We start from the raw sequence: 17411 nt of genomic DNA, 5'->3' as shown, positions 1-17411 counted from the left end.
ATTTCTTATTATATTTTTGCTGCATTTAGGCATTGATGCTTGCCACCATTAAGTCAATACCTTTATAAACACCCCCCTTCTAAGCAAGGAGATCAAGTTTCTACGGATTATTAATATGTCTATTAATTGCTTAGTATGCCTTATTTCAGTGAGTATCTTCCTTGCGTCGCAAAGTATCGAGGCTTACAGCAAACGCAATCACCAAGCCAATAACAACTTGCTGCCAGAAGGAAGAAACGTTCAAAATGTTCAAGCCATTACGAATAACAGCCAAAAGTATTGCGCCTACGAATGTGCCTGAAATCTTACCTTTGCCTCCAGAAAGCGATGCGCCACCAATAACCACAGACGCTATAGCATCCATCTCGTAACCGGTAGCTGCTTGAGGCTGAGCAGAATGCAAACGCCCTGCAATCACTAAACCAGCTACAGCAGCAAAAACGCCAGAAAGAATAAACACCATAATTTGAGTTTTATGAATGTTTATGCCAGAAAGACGAGATGCTTCCATATTTCCGCCAACAGCATACATTGAACGACCTGTAGTAGTGAAGTTCAAGATTATTGCGGAAATAACGCCCATAATAATCATCATCACTATTGGCATAGGGATTCCGCATATTGTTGCTCCGAAGAAATTCACCATGCCCGAAGTGGAAATAGGACGACCATCCGAAACAACCAGCGTAAGTCCACGAGCCACAGACATCATTGCCAACGTGGCGATAAACGACGGCAGCTTAAGAAAAGCATTAGCAACGCCAGAAATTAAGCCAAAAACTGCACCTGTAGCTACACCAATAATAATAGTCAATATTGGAGGTAAGCCCATAGAAGCGCCAGTGTAAGCAACAAACATGCTAGAAATCGCAGCAACTGCACCAACCGACAAATCAATTCCAGCGGAAACGATTACGAAAGTTTGACCAAATGCCAAAATTGCTACCGTAGCAGCTTGAATGCCAACGTTGAGAATATTTACACTTGTTAAAAATGCAGGCGTAGCGCAAGAAAGCGCTGCACACAAAATAATCAAACCAATAAGTGCACCATTACGAGATGCAAACTTTTTTAACGTTGGCAAAAATCCTTTGTCGTCTGCACCATACCCTAAACGGTGAGATTTTTCGCTCTTTGTAGCACTCATAACAAATACTCCTTTAACGAGTTTCCAACAGTTCACAGCACCTATTTGCGCTTTTCAAACTGCAGAACGCAATTTTTACGTTTTACAAGTAATCTTTCAATTTTTAATTTTTCAATATGACTTCACGCCATGTTGTTTATTGTTGTTTATCGTTATTTATTGCTATTTATTCCTATTTATCTGATTCACTAAGATGCGTTACAGCAAGTTCCATAACCTTTTCCTGCGTAGCCTCGCTAGCAGCAAGTTCTCCACTGATCTTGCCGTTTGACATTACGAGAATACGATCAGACATTCCTAGAACTTCAGGTAAATCTGACGAAGCCATAAGTACTGCTCCACCGTTTTCAACGATATTGTTAATAAGCTCATAGATTTCAACGCGAGCGCCAACATCAACGCCACGAGTAGGCTCATCCAAAAGCAGCACTTTTACGTTTGCCATAGACCACTTGCCAAATACGATTTTCTGCTGATTTCCACCAGAAAGCGAACCAGCAAGCTGATCAATATTTGCCATGCGAATACGCAATTTCTCTGCAGTTTCTTCTTCATGCGCACGCTGACCTTTTAAATCTGCAAAACCAGCATGAGATGTAGGAATTAACGTAGAGATTCCAAGATTATCTGCAACAGATGCCTCCAAAATAAGACCTTGCACGCGACGATCTTCTGGCACTAATCCAAGACCTGCAGCAATGCTGCCAGCAATATTTGCTTTAGGAATCGCTTTTCCGTCTACTGAAACAGATCCCGAATCGTAAGTATCCGCTCCAAATATTGCACGAAGAACCTCAGTCCTACCAGCACCAACCAAGCCTGCAAGTCCAACGACTTCTCCAGCATGAACGCTAAAAGACACATCCTCAATAGCACCTTTTCGCGTTAATCCTTCTACTTTTAGCAATTCCTTGCCTTGATGCCTGTTTCCATGTGGGAACTGATTAGTTATATCGCGTCCAACCATTAACCTTACAAGTTCTTTTTCTGGAACATCTGCACTAACAGTGTCAACGTATTTTCCATCTCGAAGTACGGTTACTACATCTCCAACTCGCGCAATCTCGTCCAAATGGTGAGAAATAAATACCATTCCAACATTTTTAGATTTCAAATCTGCAATAATGCTGAATAATTGTTCACACTCACGTTTTGTAAGTGCTGCTGTCGGTTCGTCAAGAATAAGAATAGATGCATGTTGCATAAGCGCTTTAGCAATTTCTACCATTTGTTGACGAGCCACTCCAAGCTCTCCCATTGGCCTATCTACATCTTCTTCTAAGCCAATAACTTGCAATGCCTCTTTTGCTTTAGATCGCATAGTTGCACGATCAACAAAACCAGCTTTGGTTGGTAGCATGCCAAGAAACAGATTTTCCATAATAGAAAGTTCAGGCACTAAATTTAACTCTTGGTGTATTACAGCAATACCTAATTTGCGCGCAGCATCTACATTAGGAATACGCACCGTTTTACCGTTAATCTCAATATGACCTTTATCTGGCTGATAAATGCCACTCATCATTTTAATAACAGTTGACTTGCCAGCACCATTTTCACCAAGTAGAACATGAACTTCACCTGGCTTTACTTTTACTGACACATTGTCAACTACAGTAGAATTACCGAATATTTTCGATACTCCTACTAATGACAGCTCCGTCATGTTTAGCCTCTTCCTTCGCTATAGCATCAATGCGCTCGCGAAATTACCATTGATTACGTCAAGTTATTGTTTGTTTAGTTACGTTTATATTGACTTGCGAATTGCGAATAAAACATTAAGTACAATGTGCAAAGTACAAAGTACGAACAATGTCCACTCAAACAATTAATACACATACAACAAAGTTACAGTGCAATAATCAGTTGAAATACTGATAGATAAACCATTAAATAATGACGATATTTTGCAGCTTTTTACGAATCTATGCTCGCCCTAGCGATTCGCGAGGGATATACACAGTTTCTACACGCTGCGATTTAACGTCACCATTATTCTCAAGCATATCTAAAAACAGTGCAGCACTTATGTGGCCAATACGTTGAACTTGCTGTGAAATCACAGAAATACGTGGAGTTGCTAGGCGAAACACTTCTACATCATCGAAAGAAATCAATGATATATCTTTGCCTATTACTAATCCTTCTTGAGCCATCACTTGCATTACTCGCAACGCATCTGGCGAATAGCCAATAATAAGAGCTTTCACTCCAACATTAATCATGCGATGCATTACGCTTGCACACGACGACTGGTCAAATCCTGTTGATTCTACGAATACATGCTCTTCGCCAAATATCTCTGAAGCCACGGTTCTAAATGCTTGCTCACGTTCTTGCAACGAGGGCGAAGCAATAATTGGGCCAGAAATATAGCCAACTGAGTGAAAACCATGTTGCAGAACATCTAACAGAGCATCACGAATGCCCTTTGTTGGGTCTGAATCAACTACTGGCACGTGTTCTAAGCCGCCAGCTTGCGGTTCTACGTGGCGATCCATAAACAGCATAGGGAGTCGCTGCTCAATCAGCTTTCTCATAGCTTCAGTAACTTCACCCTGAGGAACTATAATCGCCCCATCAATACGTTGCGAAAGAATACTGGTTATAAATGAATCTTGACGAGATGCACTTTCAGATGATGTTCCTATAAATGCACAATAGCCTGCCTCAAACAATGAGTCTTGAACAGTGTAAGCGAGTTCGGCAAAATATGCGTTACGAATGTCTGGCACAAGCAGTCCTACTGTTTTTGTGCGTAACGATCGCATTGCTTGCGCGCGCGAATCTGGGATATAACCTAATTGAGCAACCGCACGCTCAACTTTTGCCTTGGTGTTTGCCGATATACGACCCGTGTTGTTTAATGCACGAGACACAGTTGACACTGATATTCCAGCATGTTGTGCAACATCGCGAATCGTAATATACGTCATAGCACCTCCCATCGGTAACACTATACAAAACTATACAAGTACAGCATTTAAGATTATTTACATTGCAATTTATATGCTCTGATTTTCTCTTGTATTCTATATTCTAAATTACGTTTTTTCATATACTCCTCTCTTTTGAGAGAATCACACTATGCATCTATGCATATGATGTTTTTACTAACCTCAATCTCACTAAGTAGCTTCATCAGCGCTGACCAAAGTCACCTATGAGATAACGTTTTCACACTCTTCTCGCTTCCATAGCAAACCTTGTGCGGTAACGTTACCGCAACTATAACATTTAAAAAGCGCAATTGCAAGATAAAAATATTAAGAAATTTATATTATTAAAATAATTATTAGTAAAATAAAATAATTTAAAAATACGAGTAGATAAGATTAAATAAGACACAATAAAAGAAGACAAAACTAGACTATATTGAACAAGGCTAAACAAAGCTAGAAAAGACTTGAGTAAATCAAACCTACCTGCAATTCTTAAAAAAATCGCTTAGAATCTGAACACACTCCGATTCGCAAACAGAACCAAAAACTTGCGGATGCGAGCCAACATGAGGATCTCGCAGAATATCCCAAACAGATCCACATGCGCCAAGTTTTGAATCCCATGCGCCAAAAATAACACGTTTTATATGCGTTTGTAAAATCGCCCCAGCGCACATAGGACAAGGTTCTAAAGTAACAACAAGCGTGCAATCACTAAGATTCCAAGACTTTTTACTCTCTGCTGCTTGCTTAATCGCAAGAACTTCTGCGTGAGAAAGAGGGTCAGAGTCTCGCTCACGAAGATTAGAGCCGCGGCCAATAATCACACCAGAACCATCTACAACAACAGCGCCAACTGGAACCTCTCCACAATCGGAAGCAACTTGCGCAAGTCGCAATGCCTCTTGCATTAGCGGAACATATTCGCGCGCGCACAAAGTCACATTAGCCCCGAAGAAATATTGTGCAAAGCAAACCAAGAGCGAATATCGCCAAGTTCTTCCATGTGAACTGCATGGTCAAGCCCTCGGTAACGCTTCTCTTCCAACCACGTATGTTCCTCAAGCCAGGCTGCAGCCGCCGAAAACTCGTAAGGAGCAATAACAGCATCATCCAAACCATAACCAAAGAAAACGGGCGTATTAAGATCTGCAAGAACATCATCATTAAGAGAAATATCCTTGGCAATATTAGGAGCTACAAAGCCAGAAAGCGCAACGGCTGCACGATAACGTTCAGGGTTAAGCCTGAGAATATGAACAGCAAGCGCCGCACCCTGCGAAAAACCAAATGGCACAACAGCGCGATCTTCAGGAACGTTCGCTGCAACCCACTCGTCAATTGCAGCAGCTGCAGCATACATATCTCGATCTAAGTCATCTCCCTGAGGAACAGCATCATGGAACCAGCTGTAAGCGCCTTGATCTAATCGAAGCGGAGCACGCAAAGAAATCGCATCATTATAGGGGGCAACAACGCGCAGCAAATCAAGCAAATCATCCTCATTGGAACCCCACCCGTGCAGAAGCAAAAGAAGAGGTCTTGTAGCGTAAGCCGACGCTTCTCCGCGAGAATACTTAGCAGCGTTTACATGTAAATCTTCGCCGAAACGTCCTGGAACAACGCTAGATTCGCGACCAGCATGGAGACCATTTGAAGCGCTTGCAGCACTGTCTTCGCTGCCAAAAACGCCATTATTGTCGTTATTGTCAAACTCGCCGTTGTCGAACTCATCTGAGATCACACCGTTATGATTAGTCATATCTACAGCATACGGCACAGCTTTGGCATTTATAACCCTTGTAACCCGAACACTGCGCTAAGCGTAAACGCTACATAAAAATTTAACCCCGACCGTTTAAGTCGGGGTTTAAATTAAAGGAAAAAATATGAATAAGCTTTCGTGAATTACTTTTTAAGTTTTTCACTAATATTATGAAAACACATAATCCTTAGTGCTGCTAGTACGTTAGCTGATAAGTTCCTGAAAGTTTACTACTTTTCCCCTGATTTTTCTTGATATTAGTTGCTAATCTTACAAATTTAGACTTTCAAATCTAGATTTTCAACTCTAATCTTATAAATTTAATCTTCCAAATTTGCGCGATAGAAGTTCTCATAAGACCTAGATGGTGTTGGACCACGCTGACCTTGATAGTGAGATCCATTAACAGAAGACCCGTAAGGATTTTCGCAAGGAGAACTCAGCTTAAAGAAGCACATCTGGCCAATCTTCATGCCTGGCCACAATTTAACTGGCAAAGTACTAACATTTGAAAGCTCCAAAGTAATGTGGCCTTCAAAACCTGGGTCAATAAACCCAGCTGTGGAATGAGTTAAAATTCCAAGACGGCCAAGAGAGCTTTTACCTTCTAAGCGCGCAGCAATTGTGGAATCCAACTTCACATACTCCCAAGTGGATCCAAGCGCAAACTCGCCAGGATGCAAAATCCAAGGTTCATCAGGGGCAACCGCAAACTGCTCAGTCAACTCCCCCTGATTTTCTGCAGGATCCACGTAGGTGTAAGCGTGATTATTGAACAACCGGAAGAATCGGTCGAGCCGCACATCAATCGACGCAGGCTGGACCATTTGTGGGGTCCATGGGGTCAAATCAATATGACCCTCGTCATGAGCTTTGAGAATGTCGCGATCAGACAACAGCATAACGTCAAATCTCCTTGCGATAAAACCGCGTAAAACAAACACTTAAATACACTAATATGCCAAGTGTAGCGCGTGCCGCGGTCGAAAATATTAGGCAGAAATTGCAACAGAAGATGCAGCTTTGCGCTTAGCAATAAATCGCAAAACGCACTTTCTTAACTCCGAAGCAATAAGCACAACCATTGAAAGCCCAAGGCACTCCACCCACTCCATAAAGTCGAGCGGAACTGTGCCAAACGGGCCATTAAGGAATGGTATATAAATTACAGCAAGCTGCAACACTACGGAAACTGCGATTGCACCCCAAAGCCAACGATTTGCGAACAAGCCAACAAACACGCTTTGCAAATGCGAGCGAGATGCAAGAGCATTAAGCATTTGAGCAAACACAAGAATAGTGAAGCCCATTGTGCGCGCGTGAGTCATTTGAGCTGCATGAGTTAAAACAGTTGTGGAGCGGTCTGTAAACAATCCGCCAGCCAAATGCATGTCCATGCCAATCAGCGTTATAGCTGCCATAATCACACCAATAAACACAATGTCTCCCCACATTGGCTTATCGATAACGCTATCCGTAAGCCTTCGCGGACGCCTATTCATAACATCATCCGTTTGCGGATCAACACCCATTGCGAGCGCAGGAGCCGCATCCGTAAGCAAATTAATCCACAAAAGCTGCGTTGCAAGCAAAGGTAAAGTCACGCCAACAGAGTTTGGCTGCGTAATTCCCAAAGCGCCAGCAAACACTACACCACCAAACACGGTGAACACTTCGCCAACATTGGAACTAAGCAAATATCTCAAGAATTTACGAATATTGTCGAAAATTCCGCGACCTTCGCGCACTGCTGCAACGATTGTAGAGAAGTTATCGTCTGCCAAAATCATCTTGGCAGATTCTTTAGTGACTTCCGTACCCGTAATGCCCATTGCAACGCCAATATCTGCCGACTTTACGGCAGGAGCATCGTTTACGCCGTCACCAGTCATAGCAACAATATTGCCTTGCCTTTGTAGCGAGGAAACAATCGCAAGCTTGTGTTCTGGAGCTACTCGCGCATACACGCTCACTTTGCTAATCGCATCGTCGAAAGCAATATTGTCATCGTCTCTAGAAAGCAACTCGTCAAGCTCATCGCCAGTAAGAGCATGCTCATCTTTTCCAATAATGCCAAGGTCGCGAGCGATTCGAGCAGCGGTAAGCGGGTGATCGCCAGTAATCATAACAGTTCTGATTCCAGCACGATGCGCTTGAGCAACGCTATCTCGAACTTCGATTCTAGGAGGATCAATAATCGCAACCATGCCGTTCCAAATCAAATCAGACTCCAAAACATCACTTTGTTCAGCAACATCTGCGATTTGGCCGGCAGCGTTAGAAACCATGCCGTCAACTTTAGCTAAACTATCTACGCCAAGCGGTCTATACGCCATTGCAAGCGTGCGATACGCTTCGCCAGAGAGCTTTTCCACATTTGCAAGAATCTCTTCGCGATCGCCATCTGTAAGCGGACGAACAGCGCCAGCCACTGCGATTCGCGTGCAATAAGAAAGCAAAACATCTGGAGCACCTTTTGCACAAACAATAAGATTTCCAGAATCCGAATCGTCTTTAACAACAACAGACATGCGTTTGCGCTCAGAAGTAAATGGCACTTCCGCAACACGACTAAGATGCGCGTAACGCTTGTCCGCCTTGGTTTTGCGCGCCGCAACAATAAGAGAAACCTCAGTAGGGTCGCCAACTGGCTGCCATGCGTCAGACGATTCATTATGGTGCAAATCGCCATCGTTTGCTAAATACCCAGATCCGAGCGCGCCAATCACCTCTGTTGCTAGAGCTGGAGGAACCGCCAAATCAGCATCTAAAGAATCAAGCAAAACCATTCGTCCCTCTGGCTTATATCCGCTACCTGTAAGCTGCACCTGGCCACTAGGCGTTATAACACGCTCAACAGTCATCTCGTTTCGAGTTAGAGTACCCGTTTTGTCAGAGCAAATAACAGATGCGGAGCCAAGCGTTTCTACAGACGAAAGCTTTTTAACAACAGCATGATGCTTTACCATGCGCTGCACGCCAAGCGCAAGAACAACCGTTAAAATAGCAGCCAAGCCTTCTGGAACAGCAGCAACAGCAAGAGAAACGGAAAGAAGCAAAGAATCTATAACATCTTCAATAGTGCGGAATCCTTCAAGCGCCCACATAGACGCAAGTACAACGGCTGCAATAATACACACTGCGATTCCAAGAACCTTAGATACGCGAACCATCTCCTTCTCGAGAGGAGTGGCTTCTTCTTGCGCGCTAGAAAGCATATCCGCGATTTTTCCAACCTGAGTTTTCATGCCAGTAGAAGTGACTATTGCGCGACCAGTGCCTTGCGTTACGGCAGTGCCATTAAACACCATGTTTGTGCGGTCTGCTAAAGATTTTGGCGAAGCTAGAGTTTCTGGACGCTTGCTAACAGCAACAGATTCTCCCGTAAGGCTTGCTTCCGCAACGCGCAAAGAAGCGGCTGCAATAAGCCTTGCATCTGCAGAAACAGCATCACCTTCGCCAAGAACCAAAATATCTCCAAGCACAACATCCGCCGTATCTATGCGCATAACTCGCCCATCTCTAAGAACAGACGTTTGTGGAGCGCTCATTTTTGCCAGCGCTTCAACTGCTTCTTGCGCGCGCGACTCTTGAATATAGCCCAAAACTGCGTTTGCTATAAGAATCACGATTATAACTATTGAGTCAAACGGCAGAACTTCGCCGCCACTTTCGCCACCATGTTGTGCGCGCTCAACAAACCATGCGATTGCGGAAATAATAGTAGCCGCTATAAGCAAGTAAACAAGCGGATCTTTAAACTGTTCGAGGAACCTCTTCCACGCTGGTGTTTTAGGAGCGCTAGCTAAAACGTTCGAGCCAAATTGCGCGAGCCTTTTAGCCGCCTCATCACTACTTAAACCCGTAGAAACGTTTACATTAAGCGAATTTGCAACATTTTGCACGTCTTGCAATGACGGATCTTTGGATTGATCGCTTTGATCAACCATATTTTCCCCCTTGGGAGCGCCGCGGAGTAGTCAATAATCAAAATTTTTACGCAAAGTTGACTCAAAATCTTGATTATTGCGCGGTTGTGGATTATTGCAATAACAATAATTAAGTACCGTTCTATTATGCCACATAAAGCGCCAAATACTAATGCCTCGCTAATGCAGCACCAAAGCATCGTCAATGCCTCGGGGGCATGTGAAAATAGGAATATGGCTATGAAAAAAGGACCGACCAAGGGGTCGGGTGGAAAACATCGTAATGCATTGCGCGGCAAGGGACCTACTCCTAAGGCAGAAGACCGCGTGTATCATAAAGCTTATTTCGCTAAAAAGGCTGCGATTAAGCGCACATTTGCAGATCCGCGTTTGGCAGCTAGACGAAGAGTAGATAAGTTGGGCACAGATAGCGACGAGTTGGTAATTGGGCGAAATGCAGCTCTTGAAGCTTTGCGCGTAGGCGTTCCTAGCACGCAGCTTTATGTTGCAAATCGCATTGAGCACGACGATCGCACGCGCGAAATAGTTAAGCTTGCTGGCATGCAAGGCTTGCGACTTTTGGAAGCGGATCGCTTGGAAATGGATCGCATTGCTCACAGCACCAACCATCAAGGCATTATATTAAAAGTGCAGCCTTATCAATATTATTCGCTGCAAGAGCTTGTTGATCGCGCAGAAAAGAAGTCTCGCGCTATGGAGGCGGCGGATTCTGCAGCCGCTCGCATTAACGCGCGCCCATTGTTTATAGCACTAGATGGAGTTACCGATCCGCAAAATCTTGGTGCTGTTATTCGTTCCGCAGCAGCTTTTGGCGCAAATGGTGTAATCTTGCCTGAGCGCAGGAGCGCATCTGTTACAGCTGCCGCTTGGAAGGTTTCTGCAGGCGCCGCAGCACACTTGCCTGTTGCTCGCGTTGTGAATTTAAACAAGGCGATTCAAGGTTTGCGCGAACGCGGATGGTACGCGATTGGTCTTGATGGCGGCGGCGACAAGCTTGTTGGCGAAACTGGTTTTGAAACCGATCCGCTTGTTGTAGTTCTTGGAAGCGAAGGCAAGGGCATGAGTCGCCTAACGCGTGAAGCTTGCGATGCTATTGCTGGAATCCCAATCTCTAGCGCTGTCGAATCGCTTAACGCATCCGTTGCAGCTGGAATCAGCTTGTATGCTGTTGCTAACGCTCGTAGGCTTGCCGCCTTGAGTCAAAATTAGTAATTAGCATTGCGAATTAAGAGTTAACAGTAATGCGGATTTTTAAGCCACGCAATTTACAAGATTCACATAACGCGCGCACATTGGCTTTATTATTAGCTTTTGTTTTATACATTGCGATTATTGCAATCGTAATGTGTTTCCACGAACCTTGGTTTGACGAAGCTCAAAGCTGGCTGATTGCGCGCGACTCGTCGCTTGCAGACATTATTAGCGTTAGAACGCATTACGAGGGTCACCCTCCTTTTTGGAATCTTTTACTTGCGATTGCAGCTAAAAATGGCGTTCCATACGAGTTTGGAATTAAGGGTATTCAACTGGTTTGCGCAAGCCTACTGGGTGCGTGGCTTATTTTTAAGTCACCTTTTAAACACGCAAGCAGCCTTGCAACTTTTCTTATTCCGTTTACTTATTTTGCTTGCTTCCAGTACGGTGTTACATCGCGACCATACGCTTTGCTTTGCTTAAGCTTGCTAGTAGCGGCACATTACTGGAATAGTGCGGATTCTAAGACTTCTAGCGCTTGGAAACTTGCGATTAGTCTTATGTTTATGTGCTTGCTTAGCGTGTACGGGATTGCATTTGCTGCAGGCTTTACAATTGCTTGGATTTGGCGAGTTTTTAGCAAGAATATTAGCAAAACTCTTAATTTTAGCTCCATTCTTCACGCGATTAAAGCAACAATCGCATCAAATTTGGCGCGACTTATATCATGGGGATTAATCGCCATTTTTGGCGCTGCAAACCTTGCTCTTGTATGGCCAGCAAAAAACGCATTCGCCACTCGCGCAACGATTGATGGTAATTCAACAATCGCAAAATGCTTCGCTTTTATATTTGTAATGCCTTCCGAAAGCATGTTCACAAGCTTTTATGGCGATATTTCAATGCGAAGAATGCCTTTTGACTTTTTGCCAATCACAATATGCACGATTTTTAGTCTTGCGATTTGGGCATTTGCAATTAGAATCGCCAAGCGCAGAAAACTTCTTACAGTTCTTGTAATCCCTTATCTTGTTCTTACAATCGTAGCCGTTCGCTATTTTACACTTCACCACGCAGGTCTAATCTTTGTGTTTCTGCTAAGCATACTTTGGATTAGTCACATCAAAGAGCCGCTTAGTACAAAAGATATTCCTGCGATTTTTATTAAAGTCGCCATTTTTACAAAATCTGCACTAGCTAAAATAAAGCCGACTAATCTTTATCAAAATAAAACAAAAATTACCGAAAACAAAGCTTTTAAAATCAACCTACTAATATCAATAATCCTTGCACCAAGCCTAATTTGGAACGCGTTTGCTTGCGTAAACGACATTCTGTTTGACTATTCGCCTTCTAGAGCTGTATCACAATACATATCTAGTAATCACTTGCAAAATAAGCGTTTTGTAGCATCTTGGCTCCATAACGACGAGCAGGTTGACGAAAGTGGAAAAGTTATTTCTCACGAAGAAAACGACACTCACCAATATTCGTGGCTTTTAATAGGCGCAAACCCTTATTTTTCTAAAAATCTTATAGATTGCGCTTACAAAAACAAGACTTTTATAACGAATGAAAGCCCTACTGCAAGCCAGCAAGCACAAGAGTTGACGGATTGTGCTGCAAAGGGCGAGCCAGAATTTTTTGTTAGCGAATCCAGCCAGCCGTGGTACTACTTCTTGGCTTTAAACTACAACATTTCGCATTACAATGCGCACGCTGTTTCCAACGTTAAAACGTCTTGGAAGGCTCTTGTTTGGGAAAGCACTGCCACTATTTACGAGCGCAAAGCACACATAAAATAGGCAAAAACGATTGTTTCGCAATCGCTAAAGCAGCTCAATCTTTGGATGCTCGGCTCTAAACTCGTTTGTGTGCGAATCGCTAGCATACCCAAGCGCAAATCCAGTTAAAAGCTCCATGTTTTCTGGAACATCAAACTCCGCGTCTAGCGGATCTCGCCAGGTCGCCAAAACTCCAAGCGGACAAGAGTCAACGCCTAAATCTTTAGCAGCAAGAAACAGCGTTTGTAGCATAAGACCTGCATCCATTGCAGCAAATGGCATAAAATCGCGTCTAGCTAAAACAAAGCCAATAACGGGTGCTCCAAAAGCTTCGAAATTTCTGCGCGTATGGGCGTTCCTAGCTGCAAAATCGTGCCTTTCGATTCCTAAATGCGAATATAACGCTAGACCGAGTTTAGCGCTTCGCTGCTTTAAATCGTCGGGGTACGGCTTTGCAACAGGAACGTCGCCATTAGGCGCTGACTCTTGAGCAAACTGAGCGCGCTCAGATTCGCTCAAACTCTTATCTTTGGCTTTAAGCATTGCATTGCACTTATCTAAATAAGCTTTCACAATGCGATCTTTTTTGCCACCTTGCGCAATCGCAAGCGCATAAGCTCTTGTGTTGCTCCAGCTTGGCGCAAGAGAAGCAGTGTGCAATATTGACTCTAAAACGTTTTGCTCAATCGGCTTGTTTAAAAAGTCACGTGCAGAAAACCGCTCCGATGCAAGTTGGCAAAAATCTTTGTAAGTCATGCTATCAGTTTACCAGAAACCGAATGGGTCAAAAATGCCACCATCGTCAGAATCGTCGTCTCCGCCTCGAGGGAGCTGATCCAAAGGATCATCATCTCCATCTGAAGAATCGCCTCCATTGTTGTTCTGGCTCTTCTTATCGGAAGAATCAGGCTTTTTACTTCCGCGCTTCCTCAAGGATCGAGGGTCTTGACGAGTTGCGCCATTAACAGCAGCTTCTTCTTGGTTAAACTTGACTGTTAGATTGACAGTTCCGTTACCACGAACAACTGTTATTGTTGCCTTATCTCCCAAAGCGGTAGCGCGCACAAATCCCAAAAGCGAATAATTGCTTGTCACAGGCTTTCCATTAAACGCCACGATTGTATCTCCAGCACGCATTCCGCCTTTTGCTGCAGGAGCGCCAGGAGTTACAGACGCCACTTGGGCGCCGCCGCGCGTAATGTTATTTTGCGTTACGTTCACGCTTTTAACCATAATTCCAAGAGCAACGTGTTTTACAGAACCATTCTTAATAATCTCGTTTACTACGCGCTTAACAAGATTGGATGGAATAGCAAATCCAATTCCAATAGACCCTGCTGTGCCACCTCTAGCAGAAGTTGCGGCAATAGAAGAATTAATACCGATTACTTTTCCAGCAGCATCAAAAGTTGGTCCGCCAGAATTACCAGGATTGATTGCAGCGTCAATTTGCACAGCATTTGTTACGATTTCCGAACGACTCTGATCATCCATAACGGAAACTGGGCGATTAAGCGCGGAAACAATGCCTGTTGTAGCAGTATCGTCGTAACCAAGAGGATTTCCAATTGCCATCACAGGTTCTCCAACAGCAAGAGCATCAGAATCAGCAAATTCAACTGGCTTTACGTTACTTGGTAAACCGTCTACTTTAAGCACAGCCAAATCGGTAGTTTTATCGGTTCCAACAAGCTTTGCCTTGTAAATCTGGCCATTAGATAGCGTTACTTGCAACTGTTGCATTCCAGCAATAACGTGATTGTTTGTAACAACATGACCTTGCTTGTCAATTATTGCCCCAGAGCCTTTGCTCATATTCTTGTCATTGCGCGCCTGAATAGACACAACGCCGCCAGAAACGTTTTTAGCAACCGAACGCCAATCTGGAGATTGACCACCTTTTACTACTGCTGTGCCTTTTGAAGATGATTGCGTGCCTACATCTGCAAGCGTTCCCGAACCTGGAATAGAAATTAGTCCTTGAGTAATAGCGAATGACATTACAACAACGCATACCACTGCAGAAATAATTGACGACACAATCGCCACTGTTATATTTGAGTTTTCTCTGGACTCTTTTCTAGCGCCACGCTTTTTGTACACTACATGTGGACCCTGATTTGGATTCTGATTTGAACCCTGATTTACGACCTGTACTTCGCCATGAACTGCATCATCCTGATTATCGCCAGCATCGCCATCAGCAGCATCATCACTCAAATCATAAGGATTCCCAAATCTAGAATTTTTAATATTGCCGCTATAGGGATCACCATAAGGCAAGAATGGATTATCCAAATTGTCATCCGAACGCGCATAATCTCCGTTAACTGTGTTTCTTGACGATTCTTCACCATCATTAGCAGTAGAGTCGCCAGCAACCGAAGAGTTTGCAGAATTATTTTCATCACTTCCGTCGCCAGTATTAACAGGACCATATGCACCATATTCCGGAGCAGGACGATAAATCTGAGGTTCACCCTGACCAGTCTGCTTAGTCTCCTCCGTCTGTGACTGTCCTTGTGAAGACTGCTCAGATTGCACTTCACTAGAATCATAGGCCTTAGAATCATAAATATCGTCAGCCATTAATCCTCCTTAAATCTTTTAACACAACATACTCTAATCTGATTACACGCATTCATACAAGTTAATATGAGATTTTTACGCGCTTTAATCTTTCTACACGCAAATAAAGCGTAAGTTAAAATCTAAGATTTAATTTTCTTACAATATGAGTTAAACGTTTTGCTCTTAAAATTACCTGAATATTTAGCCATATAATGCCGTATAAATACCATATAGTTACCGTATGAATACCGTAAAATTAGCTAGCGGTTTTTATAGAAAATACATAAACACGTAAAATTTAACGAACGGTTGCTGGCGACTTTTCCGCGCACAATGCCGCAACTTATGAGCATATCGTCATACCTTCTAATAGAGTAAAAGGTATGACTAATCTTATTGAACACCCACGCGGAGCAGAGCCTGGTAAACCAGGAGATCGCAGAGAATTCTCGTTTACAACAAAAACACGTTTGGAAAATACGGCAAGCGGTAAAGGAAAAGATGGAGCTAGATACGGGCGTACAGGCGTGATTCGCACGCCTCACGGGGATATTCATACGCCTGCTTTTGTGCCTGTTGCAACTCAAGCCGCAATGAAGGCCGTGCTGCCAGAGTCAATAAAAGACTTGGGCGGCCAATGCATGCTTTCTAACGCATTCCACTTATATGAGCGCCCTGGTGAAGACATTTTAGACGAAGCTGGCGGTCTTGCAAAGTTTATGAACTGGGATGGTCCAACTTTTACGGATTCTGGCGGATTCCAAGTGCTTTCGCTTGGCGCTGGTTTTAAGAAAACTCTTGCAATGGACGTTACAGGCATGAAGTCCGACGATGTTATTGCAGAAGGTAAAGAGCGTATGGCATTCGTTGACGAGGATGGCGTTACTTTTAAGTCCCCTCTAAACGGCTCAATTCACCGATTTAGCGCAGAAATCTCGATGGGTATTCAACACAAGCTTGGCGCGGATATTATGTTTGCTTTCGATGAGCTTACAACTTTGATGAATACTCGTCGATATCAAGAAGAGTCCGTTGAGCGCACTTTCCGCTGGGCTAAGCGTTGTGTTGCCGAACACAAGCGATTAACCGAGGCGCGATTAGGAAAGCCGTATCAGGCGTTGTATGGCGTTGTTCAGGGAGCGAATTACGAGGATTTGCGTAGGCACGCGGCAGAGCAGATTGCTTCGCTCGACTTTGATGGCGTCGGAATTGGTGGAGCAATTGAAAAGCGCATTATTGGAGACACTTGCGCTTGGATCTGCGATGCTATGCCAGAAAATCGCCCTCGCCACGTGCTTGGAATTGCTGCAGTTGACGACATTTTTGCTTGCGTAGAAAACGGCGGAGATACGTTTGATTGCGTTGCCCCTGCGCGATGCGGCCGAAACGGCGCGATTTTTACTCGCCACGGACGATACAACGTAAAGCGCGCCGAATTTAAGCACGATCAGGGACCGCTTGAAGCTGGATGCGATTGCTACACTTGCACGCATTATTCGCGCATGTATGTTAGCCATTTGCTGCGCGCTAAAGAGATGAACGGATACACGCTTGCTACGATTCACAACGAGCGATTCTTTGTTAAGCTTCTAGACGACATTCGTGCGTCGATTGACGGCGGATATTTTGAAGAGTTCAGAGATGAATCGTTAGCCCATTATTATGAGAATGGCTCGCGTGGATAATTTGCTTGGTGTTGCGCGATCCTTACTTGTTGTTGTGCAATTTCCTACTTAACGTTGCGAGAGGGCTGGGTGTTTCTGCGTTCGCGCGGTCTAAGCGCGCTCACGCCTTCGCTTGCGTTGAAAGCACACTGTGCTTTCAACTTTGAGCAAGCTCAGCGCTCCGAATTGCCTTCTCGCGCTACGCTCTAAGCTCGAAGGCAGGTCGTCACGCAACACACTAGGTGTATATTTGCTAAACGGCTGCAAATATGGTAGCTTTGTGGTCTGTATGCGAACGTGGCGGAATGGTAGACGCGCTGTCTTCAGGTGGCAGTGAGTGTATACTCGTGCGGGTTCAAGTCCCGCCGTTCGCACTCTTTAAGAACGTTGA

At 44.1% G+C, this 17411-nt stretch carries 12 protein-coding genes and 1 tRNA gene; 4 read left to right on the top strand and 9 right to left on the bottom strand.

Features of this window, described 5'->3' with window-relative positions; all coding sequences use genetic code 11:
- Window positions 1-145 precede the first annotated feature (145 nt).
- From HXT19_RS00330 to HXT19_RS00300, 7 genes are all read right to left on the bottom strand, one after another.
- Entirely contained in the window at window positions 146-1147 is a 1002-nt protein-coding gene (locus HXT19_RS00330; RefSeq protein ID WP_248902928.1) for an ABC transporter permease, read from the bottom strand.
- 172 nt (window positions 1148-1319) lie between these two features.
- A complete protein-coding gene (locus tag HXT19_RS00325) occupies window positions 1320-2813 on the bottom strand; it encodes a sugar ABC transporter ATP-binding protein (RefSeq protein ID WP_004116559.1) in 1494 nt (497 codons plus the stop codon).
- A gap of 262 nt (window positions 2814-3075) precedes the next feature.
- On the bottom strand, window positions 3076-4086 hold the full coding sequence (locus HXT19_RS00320; RefSeq protein WP_004113891.1) for a substrate-binding domain-containing protein: 1011 nt from the start codon (window positions 4084-4086) through the stop codon (window positions 3076-3078).
- Window positions 4087-4571: 485 nt separating this feature from the next.
- Complete coding sequence (locus HXT19_RS00315) at window positions 4572-5036, bottom strand: nucleoside deaminase (RefSeq protein ID WP_422119691.1); 465 nt, start codon at window positions 5034-5036, stop codon at window positions 4572-4574.
- Window positions 5033-5854, bottom strand: coding sequence for an alpha/beta hydrolase (locus HXT19_RS00310; protein ID WP_422119690.1), 822 nt, complete (start codon window positions 5852-5854; stop codon window positions 5033-5035). The genes HXT19_RS00315 and HXT19_RS00310 overlap by 4 nt, the downstream gene beginning before the upstream one ends.
- 323 nt (window positions 5855-6177) lie before the next feature.
- Window positions 6178-6759, bottom strand: a complete 582-nt coding sequence (gene dcd / locus HXT19_RS00305; protein WP_014554278.1) for a dCTP deaminase — start codon at window positions 6757-6759, stop codon at window positions 6178-6180.
- A gap of 90 nt (window positions 6760-6849) precedes the next feature.
- Entirely contained in the window at window positions 6850-9807 is a 2958-nt protein-coding gene (locus tag HXT19_RS00300) for a cation-translocating P-type ATPase (RefSeq protein WP_422119689.1), read from the bottom strand.
- A gap of 213 nt (window positions 9808-10020) precedes the next feature.
- Here HXT19_RS00300 and rlmB point away from each other — a divergent pair, with 213 nt between their 5' ends.
- Together rlmB and HXT19_RS00290 are read left to right on the top strand one after the other, a co-directional pair.
- Window positions 10021-11016: a 23S rRNA (guanosine(2251)-2'-O)-methyltransferase RlmB gene (gene rlmB, locus HXT19_RS00295; protein WP_019261477.1), complete on the top strand. Its 996-nt coding sequence runs from the start codon at window positions 10021-10023 to the stop codon at window positions 11014-11016.
- Between the two features lie 32 nt (window positions 11017-11048).
- Window positions 11049-12806, top strand: coding sequence for an ABC transporter ATP-binding protein (locus HXT19_RS00290; RefSeq protein WP_422119688.1), 1758 nt, complete (start codon window positions 11049-11051; stop codon window positions 12804-12806).
- 24 nt (window positions 12807-12830) lie between these two features.
- On the opposite strand, the gene HXT19_RS00285 is transcribed toward HXT19_RS00290, so the two are convergent.
- Both HXT19_RS00285 and HXT19_RS00280 read right to left on the bottom strand, forming a co-directional pair.
- Window positions 12831-13541, bottom strand: a complete 711-nt coding sequence (locus HXT19_RS00285; protein WP_422119687.1) for a nitroreductase family protein — start codon at window positions 13539-13541, stop codon at window positions 12831-12833.
- Between the two features lie 9 nt (window positions 13542-13550).
- Window positions 13551-15374 (bottom strand): S1C family serine protease, encoded by a 1824-nt coding sequence (locus HXT19_RS00280; protein ID WP_422119686.1) that lies wholly within the window; start codon window positions 15372-15374, stop codon window positions 13551-13553.
- A 365-nt stretch (window positions 15375-15739) separates the two neighbouring features.
- Between HXT19_RS00280 and tgt the strand changes: the two genes are divergently transcribed.
- Together tgt and HXT19_RS00270 are read left to right on the top strand one after the other, a co-directional pair.
- Window positions 15740-17041: a tRNA guanosine(34) transglycosylase Tgt gene (gene tgt, locus HXT19_RS00275; protein ID WP_004116546.1), complete on the top strand. Its 1302-nt coding sequence runs from the start codon at window positions 15740-15742 to the stop codon at window positions 17039-17041.
- A gap of 270 nt (window positions 17042-17311) precedes the next feature.
- Window positions 17312-17394, top strand: a tRNA-Leu gene (locus HXT19_RS00270).
- Window positions 17395-17411: the final 17 nt, after the last annotated feature.

The sequence above is a fragment of the Gardnerella sp. DNF00038 genome, from assembly GCF_049262855.1.
Classification (GTDB): Bacteria; Actinomycetota; Actinomycetes; order Actinomycetales; family Bifidobacteriaceae; genus Bifidobacterium; species Bifidobacterium vaginale.
Note: the sequence above shows the minus strand (reverse complement) of the source record. Positions and strands in the feature narration are given on the sequence as shown.